General features: G+C 64.2%; 13 protein-coding genes. 12 read left to right on the forward strand and 1 reads right to left on the reverse strand.

Annotation, left to right across the window (positions count from 1 at the left end):
* Window positions 1-335 precede the first annotated feature (335 nt).
* The 4 genes from EN845_RS19640 to EN845_RS19655 all read left to right on the forward strand — a co-directional run bounded on the left by EN845_RS19640 (window position 336) and on the right by EN845_RS19655 (window position 5,103).
* On the forward strand, window positions 336-1,331 hold the full coding sequence (locus EN845_RS19640) for an ABC transporter substrate-binding protein (protein WP_127872337.1): 996 nt from the start codon (window positions 336-338) through the stop codon (window positions 1,329-1,331).
* Window positions 1,332-1,490: 159 nt separating this feature from the next.
* The gene (locus EN845_RS19645) at window positions 1,491-3,044 is read left to right on the forward strand and encodes a sugar ABC transporter ATP-binding protein (protein WP_127872336.1); all 1,554 of its coding nucleotides are present in this window, start codon (window positions 1,491-1,493) and stop codon (window positions 3,042-3,044) included.
* A complete protein-coding gene (locus EN845_RS19650; RefSeq protein WP_027144667.1) occupies window positions 3,041-4,009 on the forward strand; it encodes an ABC transporter permease in 969 nt (322 codons plus the stop codon). Before EN845_RS19645 ends, EN845_RS19650 begins: the two co-directional genes overlap by 4 nt.
* A gap of 77 nt (window positions 4,010-4,086) precedes the next feature.
* Window positions 4,087-5,103 (forward strand): zinc-binding alcohol dehydrogenase family protein, encoded by a 1,017-nt coding sequence (locus EN845_RS19655; RefSeq protein WP_127279886.1) that lies wholly within the window; start codon window positions 4,087-4,089, stop codon window positions 5,101-5,103.
* 8 nt (window positions 5,104-5,111) lie between these two features.
* Here the strand turns inward: EN845_RS19655 and phnF are convergent, their stop codons facing one another.
* Window positions 5,112-5,861 (reverse strand): phosphonate metabolism transcriptional regulator PhnF, encoded by a 750-nt coding sequence (gene phnF, locus EN845_RS19660; RefSeq protein ID WP_127279887.1) that lies wholly within the window; start codon window positions 5,859-5,861, stop codon window positions 5,112-5,114.
* 110 nt (window positions 5,862-5,971) lie between these two features.
* On the opposite strand from phnF, the gene phnG reads away from it, so the two are divergent.
* The 8 genes from phnG (at window position 5,972) to EN845_RS19700 (ending at window position 12,021) form a co-directional block, all read left to right on the forward strand.
* Complete coding sequence (gene phnG, locus EN845_RS19665) at window positions 5,972-6,433, forward strand: phosphonate C-P lyase system protein PhnG (protein ID WP_127279888.1); 462 nt, start codon at window positions 5,972-5,974, stop codon at window positions 6,431-6,433.
* Window positions 6,433-7,044: a phosphonate C-P lyase system protein PhnH gene (gene phnH / locus EN845_RS19670; protein WP_127279889.1), complete on the forward strand. Its 612-nt coding sequence runs from the start codon at window positions 6,433-6,435 to the stop codon at window positions 7,042-7,044. Before phnG ends, phnH begins: the two co-directional genes overlap by 1 nt.
* 2 nt (window positions 7,045-7,046) lie before the next feature.
* Window positions 7,047-8,159 carry a carbon-phosphorus lyase complex subunit PhnI gene (locus EN845_RS19675; protein ID WP_127279890.1) on the forward strand — a complete coding sequence of 371 codons (1,113 nt, stop codon included), beginning with the start codon at window positions 7,047-7,049 and terminating at the stop codon, window positions 8,157-8,159.
* Window positions 8,156-9,067 carry an alpha-D-ribose 1-methylphosphonate 5-phosphate C-P-lyase PhnJ gene (locus EN845_RS19680; protein WP_127872335.1) on the forward strand — a complete coding sequence of 304 codons (912 nt, stop codon included), beginning with the start codon at window positions 8,156-8,158 and terminating at the stop codon, window positions 9,065-9,067. Before EN845_RS19675 ends, EN845_RS19680 begins: the two co-directional genes overlap by 4 nt.
* Window positions 9,064-9,840, forward strand: a complete 777-nt coding sequence (phnK, locus tag EN845_RS19685) for a phosphonate C-P lyase system protein PhnK (RefSeq protein ID WP_015315654.1) — start codon at window positions 9,064-9,066, stop codon at window positions 9,838-9,840. Before EN845_RS19680 ends, phnK begins: the two co-directional genes overlap by 4 nt.
* 2 nt (window positions 9,841-9,842) lie before the next feature.
* The gene (gene phnL, locus EN845_RS19690; RefSeq protein ID WP_127872334.1) at window positions 9,843-10,550 is read left to right on the forward strand and encodes a phosphonate C-P lyase system protein PhnL; all 708 of its coding nucleotides are present in this window, start codon (window positions 9,843-9,845) and stop codon (window positions 10,548-10,550) included.
* A complete protein-coding gene (locus tag EN845_RS19695) occupies window positions 10,547-11,164 on the forward strand; it encodes a DapH/DapD/GlmU-related protein (RefSeq protein WP_127872333.1) in 618 nt (205 codons plus the stop codon). The genes phnL and EN845_RS19695 overlap by 4 nt, the downstream gene beginning before the upstream one ends.
* Window positions 11,165-11,310: 146 nt before the next feature.
* Window positions 11,311-12,021, forward strand: a complete 711-nt coding sequence (locus EN845_RS19700) for a DUF1868 domain-containing protein (RefSeq protein ID WP_127872332.1) — start codon at window positions 11,311-11,313, stop codon at window positions 12,019-12,021.
* Window positions 12,022-12,043: the final 22 nt, after the last annotated feature.

Consider the following 12,043-nt stretch of genomic DNA (forward strand, 5'->3'; position numbering starts at 1 on the left):
CCCGTACTTCGCGATGTCCATAGGGTCAGGGGCCGACTTCACAATGTCGCGATCCAGAAAAGAACGAACATTCCATATTGACTGGCAAATGGAATTAATATTCCATACGTTCTCGGAACGGAAACGGGAGCGCCTGACTACGACAAGGGAAGGAGCCGCGCTGGTAGGCGAGGCATTGTCAGGCCTTTGGAGGACTGACTGGAAACACCGCTTGCATCGGCTGGATCGATGCACTATCAAAACAGTGCAACTGTTTTTTATTGATAAAGTTCCGTTTGGGCCACGCCTATCCGAACGGAGCTAAACCTTCACCAGGCGACTTAGGGAGGAACCTAATGAAATTCGTGACCAGCCTTCTCAACCGCCGCGCTTTCGTGGCCCTGGCAGCAGCGTCGATGCTTGCCGGCGCGATGCATTCCGCGCCCGCCTCGGCGGCCGACGTGACCATTCCGATCATCGTCAAGGATACGACCTCTTTCTACTGGCAGATCGTTCTGGCCGGCGCCCGCAAGGCCGGCAAGGATCTCGGCGTCAATGTGCCGGAGCTCGGCGCCCAGGCTGAAACCGACGTCAACGGCCAGATCTCGATCCTCGAAAACGCCGTCGCCAGCAACCCGGCCGCCGTCGTCATCTCGCCGACCGAGTTCAAGGCGCTCGGCAAGCCGATCGACGAGGCGGCCTCCAAGGTCAAGGTCATCGGCATCGACTCTGGCGCCGACTCCAAGGCCTTCACCTCCTTCCTGACCACCGACAACGTGCAGGGCGGCCGCGTCGCCGCTGACGGTCTCGCCGCCGCCATCGGTGCCGCCAATGGGGGCAAGGTCGAAGGCAAGGTCGCGCTGATCACGGCGCTTCCCGGCGCTGGTTCGCTCGAGCAGCGCAAGCAAGGCTTCATCGAACAGATCAAGGCCAAGTATCCGGGCCTCGAGCTTATCGCCGACAAATACGCCGACGGTCAGGCCACCACCGGCCTCAACATCGCCACCGACCTGATCACCGCTAATCCCGACCTCAAGGGCATCTTTGCCTCCAATCTGATCATGGCGCAGGGCGTCGGCCAGGCGATCGCCGAGAACAACCTTGCCGGCAAGGTCGGGCTGATCGGCTTCGACAGCGACGAGAAGCTGATCAAGTTCTTGAATGATGGCGTCATCTCCGGCCTCGTCGTCCAGGACCCGTACCGGATGGGCTATGACGGCATCAAGACCGCACTCGCCGCGTCGAAGGGCGAGAAGGTCGAGGCGAATGTCGACACCGGCGCGAACCTCGTTACCAAGGCCAATATGAAGGATCCCAAGATCGACGCGCTGCTCAACCCGAAGCTCAAATAAGCAGCGTCGCGACAATCGTTTCCGGGGCGGCGTCGCCCCGGAAACATCCATCGGACGATTTGGAAATTCGCCTGCGTGCTTTAGGCTCCGCCTTCAAGATGCGTGTTCAAGACGCATCGCTGCGTACCCAACGATTGAGACCAATCTGGGAGGATTGTTATGACGTCGACGGCGCAGGAACTGCACCCGGCACCTACGCTGCAGCCGGGCAGGACGATCCTCGAACTCAACGGCCTCGAAAAGCGCTACCCCGGCACCCATGCGCTGAAGCCGGTGCACCTTGCCTTCAAAGCGGGCGAGATCCACGCCATTGTCGGCGAGAACGGCGCCGGCAAATCGACCCTCATAAAACTTCTGACCGGCGTCATGCCGCGTACCTCCGGCGAGGTCATCTGGGAGGGCAAGCCGGCGGCTTTGGCCACCCCGCACGAGGCGATGGCGCTGGGCATTAACGCCGTCCACCAGGAGGTGGTGCTGTGCCGCCATCTCACCGTCGCCGCCAACATGTTCTTAGGCGAGGAGGAGTCCCGCTTCGGCCTCCTGCAACAGCGCGCCATGGTCAAAGACGCGCAGAGGATCATCAACGGCCTCGGCTTCGACCTACCGGCGCATGTCATGCTCGGTGACCTCACCATCGGCCAGCAGCAGCTGATCGCGGCCGCCCGCGCCACCGTGCGCGGCACCAAGTTCCTGATCTTCGACGAGCCGACCGCCTACCTGACCCGCAAGGAGGCCGACCAGCTCTTCACCTTGATCCGCCGGCTGAAGTCGGAGGGCGTGACGATCATCTATATCAGCCATCGCATGGAGGAAGTGTTCGAGCTCGCCGATCGTGTTTCGGTGCTGCGCGACGGCACGCTGGTCGGCACCAGGAACATCAGCGAGACCAATGACGCCGAACTCGTCAAGCTGATGATCAACCGCTCGATCGAACAAATCTACCACAAGGATCATTTCACTCCGGGTGCCGCGATCGTCGAGGCCAGGAACCTCTCGGGCAAGGGCTTCGAAAACGTGTCGATGACAGTCCGTGCCGGCGAGATCGTCGGGCTCTACGGCCTGATCGGCGCCGGACGCAGCGAATTCGTCACCACGCTCTACGGCCGGCACAAGAAGTCGGCCGGCCAGGTCCTGTGGGAAGGCAAGGATGTCCAGATCAACTCCGAGCATGACGCGATCAAGCTCGGCATGGCGCTGGCGCCGGAAAGCCGCCGCGACCAGGGCCTTTGTCTCAACCTGCCGGTTGGCCTCAACCTCAATTTGCCGATCTACAAGCGCATCTCCCGCAACCTGTTGATCTCGAGCGCGAAAGAGAAGGCCGAGGCCGACCGCCAAATCGCCGGCCTCAGGATCAAGACCCCGACGCGCCATGCGTTGGCTTCCAGCCTTTCGGGCGGCAATCAGCAGAAGATCGTCATCGGCAAATGGCTGGCCCATGGCGCCAAGCTGTTCATCTTCGACGAGCCGACGGTTGGCGTCGATGTCGGCACCAAGGCCGAAATCTACCGCCTGTTCAGCGCGCTCTTGTCAAAGGGCGCCGGCATCATCCTGATCTCATCCTATTTGCCGGAAGTCTATGAACTGGCCGACACGCTGCACGTGTTCCGCCGCGGCAAGCTGGTGGCCACGCACGGCTTCCACACCGCCGATCACGAGGACATCCTCACACAGGCGCTCGCCGAGAAACAAGAAAAGTTGGGAGGAAAGACATGAGCACCGAGGCGATCCCTGCCGAAAAACCGAAGCGCAATTACAACGCCCTGTTCGGACTGACGCTGCTGGCGCTGCTGGTGCTGCTGTGGGTCATCCTGTCGTTATCCACATCGAGCTTCGCGTCGGCCAACAACATCTCGAATCTGCTGCGCCAGGGTTCGATGATCGCCATTTTGGCTGTCGGCCAGACCTTCGTCATCATCACCGGCGGCATCGATCTGTCCGTGGGCGCGGTGGTTGGCTTCGCAACCGTCATCGCCGCGATGTTGATCAACGCCGGCGTCCCGGTCTTCCTCGCCATCCTGCTCACCTTGCTGGTCGGCGTCGCCATCGGCCTCTTCCATGGTTTTGGCATCGTCAAGATGGGCCTGCCGCCTTTCATCATCACGCTGGCGACCCTGACGTCGCTGCGCGGCATTGGCCTCTTGATGACCAACGGCAATTCGATTTCGATCAACAATGATGCTTTCCAGGAATTCTCGCGCAACTCCTTCCTCGGCGTCCCTAATCTGTTCTGGATGGTCCTGCTGGTCGGCATACCCGCCTATGTCTTCCTGCATCACAGCCGCTGGGGCCGGTATCTGTTCTCGGTTGGGTCGAACGCCGAGGCCTCGCGCCTGTCCGGCGTTAACGTCCAGCGCACCATCTTCATGGCCTACACGCTGTCGGGTCTGTGCGCGGCGTTCGTCGGCGTGCTCTTGGCTTCGCGCATCGGCATCGGCAACCCGACCCAGGCCGAAGGGTGGGAACTGCAGGCGATCGCCTCGTCGGTGATCGGCGGCACCTCACTGTTCGGCGCGGTCGGCTCGGTGCACGGGCCACTGCTCGGCGCCTTCATCCTGGCGACCATCAACAACGGCGCCAACCTGCTCAACGTCAACGCCTTCTGGCAGCGTGTCATCACCGGCGTGCTGATCATCGTCATCGTCTATTTCGATGGCCTGCGCCGCCGCGGCGGCAAGTAGTCAACGAACCGAAAATCGAACTCCGGCCCAGTATCAAAACGGGCCGGAGTTTTCGTAAACCCAAATTGGACCGAACCATGAAAGCCGTCGTCTGCCGCTCGCCCGGCGAACTCATTCTGGAAGACCGTCCCGCTCCCGGCTCGCCGCCTCCCGGCTGGGCACTGGTGGCGGTCAGCCATGTCGGCATCTGCGGCACCGACTATCACATCTTCGAGGGCAAGCACCCGTTCCTCGCCTACCCCCGCATCATGGGCCACGAAGTGTCTGGCACCGTCGTCGAAGTCGGCGAAGGAGCCGGTCTTGCGGTCGGCGAACCGGTGATCATCAACCCCTATCTCTCCTGCGGCAAATGCATCGCCTGCCGCCACGGCAAGCCCAATTGCTGTGTGCGCATCGAAGTGCTCGGCGTGCATCGCGATGGCGCCATGTGCGAACAGATCCTGGTGCCGACGCAGAACCTCTATCCCACCAACGGCCTGTCGCTCGCCGACGCCGCCGCCGTCGAATTCCTGGCCATCGGCGCCCATGCCGTGCGCCGCGCGCGTTCCGAGCCCGGTGCACGCACGCTGGTCATCGGCGCCGGTCCGATCGGCCTCGGCACCGCCATCTTCGCCCGCATCGCCAGGCTCGACGTCAGCTTGCTCGACATGAGCAGCGAAAGGCTGGGCTTCGCGTCAAGCGAGCTCGGCTTCTCAGTCCTTGACGGCTCACAAGCGCCGGTTGCCGATCTGGTGCGCGACGCGACTGGTGGCGAAGGCTTCGACGTGGTCTTCGACGCCACCGGCAACACCTCCTCGGTGCAATCGGCCTTCGCCCATGTCGCGCATGGCGGCACGCTTGTGCTGGTCAGCGTCGTCAAGGACGACATCGTCTTTTCCGATCCCGAGTTCCACAAGCGCGAGATGACGCTGGTCGGCAGCCGCAATGCGCTGCGCGCCGATTTCGATCATGTCGCCGCCTCGATCCGCAATGGCGCCGTGCCGCTGGCCAAGCTCGTCACCCACCGGACCACGCTGACCGATACGCCAGGGGATCTCGCACGCTGGGTCCATGAAAAGTCGGGCCTGATCAAGGCCGTGATCGAGATCGGATAGCCGGGGCGTTACAGCGCCGACAGCTTCAGCTCCACCCGCTCGGCCGGAAAACGTGACTCCGAAAACTGGATCGGCTGGCCGTCGGGCGTGACGTTGACCGCCACCGTGACCAGCACGATGGCGCCCGGCTGCAGATCGAGATCGGCAAGATCCGCGGCGTCGGCATGGCGCGCCGAGAGCACGGTCGATTGCCTGAGATAATCGTCGATGCCGAAACGCGCGAGCGACGCGGTGATCGAACCGGTCTGCGCCATCGCCTCGTCGATGCCGGCAAAGCGTCTGGCATCGAACCAGCTGGCAGCACGCGACACGGACCGTCCGTCGGCCTCGCCGCGTGTTTCCAGCCGCATCACGTCAGCGCCCCTGGCAAGGCCAAGACCCTCGGCGACACGCTGGCTGGCCGGCTCGATCGATGAAGAGAGCAGCACGATGTGTCGTTCCGACGTCTGTCCCTGCAGGCCCGCCGAGAAACGCGTACGCGCGCCGATCGGATAGGACAGCCGCTTGCGCGACAAGACGAACGTGCCGCGCCCTTGCTCGGCCCGCAGCACGCCCTCCTGCACGAGGGCCGATATGGCGCTGCGTACTGTGTGACGGTTGACGCCGTAGCGCTCGGCCAGCGCGACTTCGGGCGGCAGCGCGGCATTTTCGGCGAAATCGCCAATGGCAATCGCTTGCAGGATCCTGTCGGCGATCTGGCGCCATAGTGAAACACCGCTGCGCCGCTCGATGCTGTCGGCCGCTTGCTGCCCGATCATGTTTTGCCCCCGCCTGTCACGCACCCGTCATGGACTCGCGTTAGGGAATATGTATAATTTGTATAGTTGTCTATATCAATAGACAAATCTGGCGAAGAGGAAAGCTGCCGATGCGAGGACAGGAAGCCCGCGACCAGGCCGAGCGCAAAGCCGCCATGGCGACGCTGGCGCAATCCAGCGGCGACGACATCGTCCGGCTCTGGAACGAGGCCGGCCTGCCTTCGCAAGCCGAGCTGCTGCGCGGTCCCGAGACCGGCCTGGTCACGCTGCGTGGCCGCATCGGCGGCGGCGGCGCGCCCTTCAATGTCGGCGAAGCGACCGTTACCCGCGCCACGGTCCGGCTGCCGTCCGGACAGGTCGGTCATTGCTACGCGCTTGGCCGCGACAAGCAGAAGGCGAAGCTGGCGGCCATCGCCGACGCGCTCTGGCAGGACCCTGCCCGCCGCGCCGAGGTCGAGACCAGGCTCATTGCGCCCTTACGCTCGGCTCTGACCGTTGCCCACGAAAAACGCCGTGCCGAGACGGCGGCGACGAAAGTGGATTTCTTCACCATGGTTCGCGGAGAAGATTGATGGATATCGCGGCACAATCGATCGAGGGCGGTTTCGCCGATCCGGTCTTCAACGCACAGACCGTGTTTCGGGCAGTCATGGACGCCATGGCGCGGCCGGGCAGCGTCCAGCCCTTGCCGGGCCTGGCCCGCCCGCCGGCGCCGCTTTCGGCAACATCAGGCGCCATTGCACTGGCGCTCTGCGACAACGACACGCCGCTCTGGCTCGACCCGGCCCTGCACGCCTCCGCGGCGATCGGCTCCTGGCTTGGTTTCCACACCGGTGCGCCGCTTGCCAACACCCCGGCCGACGCGCATTTCGCGTTTGTTGCCACACCGGCCGAGATGATGGCGCTCGACGGTTTCTCACAAGGCACGCAGGACTATCCCGATCGATCGACAACGCTGATCCTGCAGGTCGGCGATCTCACTTCAGGAACCCCGCTGTTGCTCGAAGGCCCCGGCATCGAAACCAGCGCCACGATCGCGCCGGCACAAATGCCGCGCCATTTCGTCGAGCAGTGGAAGCAAAACAACAAGCGCTTTCCGCGCGGCGTCGACATCGTCCTCGCCACATCGCAAGGCGTAGCCTGCCTGCCGCGCACGACGCGCATCAAGACGATGGAGGCTTGAAGATGTATGTCGCGGTAAAAGGTGGCGAAGCCGCCATTGCCAACGCCCACGGCCTGCTTGCCGACCGCCGGCGCGGTGACCGCTCGGTGCCCGCGCTCCGCCTCGACCAGATCGTCGAGCAGCTGGCGCTGGGTGTCGACCGGGTGATGAGCGAAGGCTCGCTCTATGACCGTGAACTCGCCGCACTCGCCATCGTCCAGGCGCGCGGCGACATGATCGAAGCGATTTTCCTGGTGCGTGCCTACCGCACCACGTTGCCGCGCTTCGGTTACACCAGACCGATCGACACCAGCGCGATGCTGGTCGAACGGCGCGTCTCGGCGACTTACAAGGACCTGCCTGGCGGCCAGCTGCTTGGCCCGACCTTCGACTACACGCACCGCCTGCTCGACCCCGAGCTTGCCACCGGCGCCGATGTCGCCGAGCCCTTGCAGCGCGCCCGCGAAGCCGAGCCCATGCCGCGTGTCTCGGCCATCCTCGCCCGTGAAGGCCTGATCGAGCCCGATGGCAAGATGCCGCAGGATCACATCCCCGGCGACATCACCCGCGAGCCGCTGGAATTCCCGATGGCGCGCGACATCCGCCTGCAGGCGCTGTCACGCGGCGACGAGGGTTTCCTGCTGGCGCTCGGCTATTCCACGCAGCGCGGCTACGCCCGCAACCATCCCTTTGTCGGCGAGATCCGCATAGGCGAGGTCGAGTTGGAGCTTGACGTTCCCGAACTGCCCTTCGCGGTGCCGCTCGGCACGGTGCGGGTCACCGAATGCCAGATGGTCAACCAGTTCAAGGGCTCGGCCAAGGCGCCGCCGCAATTCACGCGCGGCTACGGTCTCGTCTTCGGCCAGAGCGAGCGCAAGGCAATGGCCATGGCGCTCTGCGACCGGGCGCTACGCGCCTCCGAGTTGGGCGAGGACGTCGTCGCCGCCGCGCAGGACGAGGAGTTCGTCATTTCGCATTCCGACAATGTCCAGGCGACCGGCTTTGTCGAGCATTTGAAACTGCCGCACTATGTCGACTTCCAGGCCGAACTCGACCTCGTGCGCCGCATGCGCGCCGAGTATGAGGCCCGCGAAAATCCAGCGAAGGCGGAAGAAACGAAGGAGGCAGCGGAATGACTGCGCAACCGACCGACATCGCCACCTACAACTTCGCCTATCTCGACGAACAGACCAAGCGGATGATCCGCCGCGCGATCCTCAAGGGCATCGCCATTCCCGGCTACCAGGTGCCGTTCGCCTCGCGCGAAATGCCGATGCCCTATGGCTGGGGCACCGGCGGCGTCCAGGTCACCGCCTCCATCATCGGCCCCGACGACGTGCTGAAGGTCATCGACCAGGGCGCCGACGACACCACCAATGCGGTGTCGATCCGCGCCTTCTTCAAGAAGGTCGCCAATGTCGCTGTCACCACCGACACCGCCACCGCCAGCATCATCCAGACCCGCCACCGCATCCCCGAGCATCCGCTGACCGCCGGCCAGGTGCTGGTCTACCAGGTACCCATTCCCGAGCCGCTGCGCTTCCTCGAGCCGCGCGAGACCGAAACGCGCAAGATGCATGCGCTGGAGGAGTATGGCCTCATGCATGTGAAGCTCTATGAGGACATCGCCAAGCACGGCCGCATCGCCACCACCTATGCCTATCCGGTCAAGGTCGAGGGCCGCTACGTCATGGACCCGTCGCCGACGCCGAAATTCGACAACCCGAAAATGCATCGCTCGCCGGCCTTGCAGCTGTTCGGCGCCGGCCGCGAAAAGCGCATCTACGCCGTGCCGCCCTTCACCGATGTGGTGAGCCTCGACTTCGAGGACCATCCGTTCGAGGTGCAGACCTTCGACCAGCCCTGTGCGCTGTGCGCGGCCGAGAACGTGTATCTCGACGAGGTCATTCTCGACGACCATGGCGGCCACATGTTCGTCTGCTCCGACACCGACCACTGCGAGAAGCGGCGTGAAGAGGGCCATCGCGGCCACCTTGCCCCCGAGACCCATCTAGCGCCAGCAAACATGGAGCCGGCACAATGACCGACGAACCGCTGCTGCGCGTCTCGGCGCTGTCGAAATTCTACGGCTCGCGTGTCGGCTGCGACAACGTCTCCTTCGACCTTTGGCCGGGCGAGGTCCTGGCGGTCGTCGGTGAATCCGGTTCCGGCAAGACCACGCTGCTCAACTGCCTGTCGACGCGGCTGCTGCCGTCCTCCGGCACCGCCAGCTACCGCATGCGTGACGGCCAGTTCCGCGAACTCTACCGCATGAGCGAGGCCGAGCGCCGCTTCCTGATGCGCACCGACTGGGGCTTTGTCCATCAGAACCCCGCCGATGGCCTGCGCATGACGGTTTCGGCCGGCGCCAATGTCGGCGAGCGTCTGATGGCGGTCGGCGACCGCCATTACGGCAAGATCCGCGCCACTGCGGTCGACTGGCTGTCGCGCGTCGAGATCGAGGAAGACCGCATCGACGACGAACCCCGCGCCTTTTCCGGCGGCATGCGCCAGCGCCTGCAGATCGCCCGCAACCTCGTCACCGGTCCGCGGCTGGTGTTCATGGATGAACCGACCGGCGGCCTCGACGTCTCGGTGCAGGCGCGCCTGCTCGACCTCCTGCGCGGCCTCGTCACCGACCTCGGCCTCGCGGCCATCGTCGTCACCCACGACCTCGCGGTGGCGCGCCTTCTATCGCAGCGCATGATGGTGATGAAGGACGGCCGCGTCGTCGAAAGCGGCCTCACCGACCGCGTGCTCGACGATCCGCGCGCGCCCTACACACAGCTTCTCGTCTCTTCCATTCTGCAGGTGTAACGATGCCGACCCCCCTCGTTGTCTCTGACGTCGCCAAAAGCTTCACCATGCATCTGCGCGACGGCATCAAACTGCCTGTCGTCTCCGGCGTCTCCTTCTCCATCAAGGCGGGCGAATGCACTGTGCTCGGCGGCCCCTCCGGTGCCGGCAAGAGCTCGATCCTGAAGATGCTCTACGGCAACTACGCCGTCGACGAAGGCCAGATCATCGTCACGCACGAGGACGGGCTGATCGATCTCGCCCATGCCAGCCCGCGCACCGTGCTTTCCGTTCGCCGGCAAACGATCGGCTATGTCAGCCAGTTCCTGCGCACCGTACCGCGAGTCTCGGCTCTCGATGTCGTCGCCGAGCCACTGGTTGAACGCGGCGAGCAGCGCGAGGCAGCCCGAGCCAAGGCCCGCGCCTTGCTGGCCCGGCTGAACCTGCCGGAAAAACTCTGGATGCTGCCGCCGGCAACCTTCTCCGGCGGCGAGCAGCAGCGCGTCAACATCGCGCGCGGCTTCATCACCGAGCATCCGATCCTGCTGCTCGACGAGCCGACCGCATCGCTCGACGCCACCAACCGCGACGTGGTGATCGAACTCATCGCCGCCAAGAAGCTGGCCGGCGTCGCCCTGCTCGGCATCTTCCACGACCACGATGTGCGCGAGGCGGTCGCCGACCGCATCATCGACGTCACCGCCTTCGCCCCGGGGAAACTCGCCGCATGACCAGGAAGCTGTCGGAGACGCCGCTGGTCCATCCGACGGCGGAGGTGCACAACTCGACGCTCGGTCGCTGGACCGAGATCGCCGACCGCAGCCGGGTCTCGGAAAGCGAACTCGGCGACTATTCCTACATGATGCAGGACTGCGCCGTCTGGTGCGCGACGATCGGCAAGTTTGCCAACATCGCGGCAAGCGTGCGCCTCAACGCCACCAACCATCCGACCTGGCGGCCGACGCTGCACCACTTCACCTACCGCGCGTCGGACTATTGGGACGACGCCGAACACGAGAGCGAATTTTTCGCGCAGCGTCGCGCCAAGCGCGTCACCATCGGCCACGACACCTGGCTCGGCCACGGCTCGACCGTCCTGCCTGGCGTAACCGTCGGCGACGGTGCCGCCGTTGGCGCCGGCGCGGTCGTCTCCAGGGATGTCGCGCCCTACACCATCGTCGCCGGCGTGCCGGCCAAACCGATCCGCGAGCGCTTCGATCGTCGCACCGCCGAGCGCTACCAGGCGCTTGCCTGGTGGGATTGGGACCACGCCAGGCTGCGTGCCTCGCTCGACGATTTCCGCGAACTGTCCGCCGAGGCGTTCCTGGAGAAGTACGAGGGATAGGACAATTCCAGGAAAAGGGAGAACCGGTTTTCTTGGAATTGTGTCAGGTGAAGAGACATAGCCGCTCACATCATCGTCATAGAGCGTGCCTCTTCATATCCCTGACACAGGACTCGGACAGGACGCCATCTCCCAAGGAGATCGCCATGCCCGACACTGTCAGACCCTCGCTCGCTGGATTCTTTGCCGGCTCCAATTCGATGCCGCCGACACATCTCGGCACGCGTTATGACACTTCCGGCAATTTCCTGATCGAGCCGGGCAATACCGTCGTCAGCCATCTGGTCAGCGGCTCACCATCGGAAGCCGTTGTGCTTGCGGTGCGCGATCGGATGATGGCCATGCCGGACGCCGACCGCCTCGCCTTCACGCCGGTTTCCAGCCTGCACATGACGCTGTTCCAGGGTATCATCGAATATCGCCGCCGCTTGCCCTTCTGGCCGCGGGACGTGCCGCTCGACACCGGCATCGACGCCATGATCCGCCTCTATCTGGAGCGCCTGAGAGGCTTCCAGGGCGCCGGCCCGTTCAATATCAAGGTGGTCGAGATCGTGCCGACCGGCCTCACCGTTGCCGGCGCGACCGACGAGGATGTGCGTATCATGCGTGCATGGCGTGATGCACTGGCTGTGCCGTTCGGCTACCGGCACCCCGATCATGACGCCTACGTCTTCCACATCACCTTCGCCTATCAGATCCAGCGTCTCGCCGACGACAGGGCTGCTGCCTGGCAGGCGCTGTTCGATGAGAGCCTGGCGCTTTTCGGCCGGGAGGCCCCGGTGATCGAGATCAAGCCTCCCGCCTTCTGCGCATTCCGCGACATGAAGCATTTCGAGGAATTGCTGGTGCTCGGCTGATCGCCAGCAGGACGCCGGCCGT

Source organism: Mesorhizobium sp. M8A.F.Ca.ET.202.01.1.1, assembly GCF_004791595.1.
Taxonomy (GTDB): domain Bacteria; phylum Pseudomonadota; class Alphaproteobacteria; order Rhizobiales; family Rhizobiaceae; genus Mesorhizobium.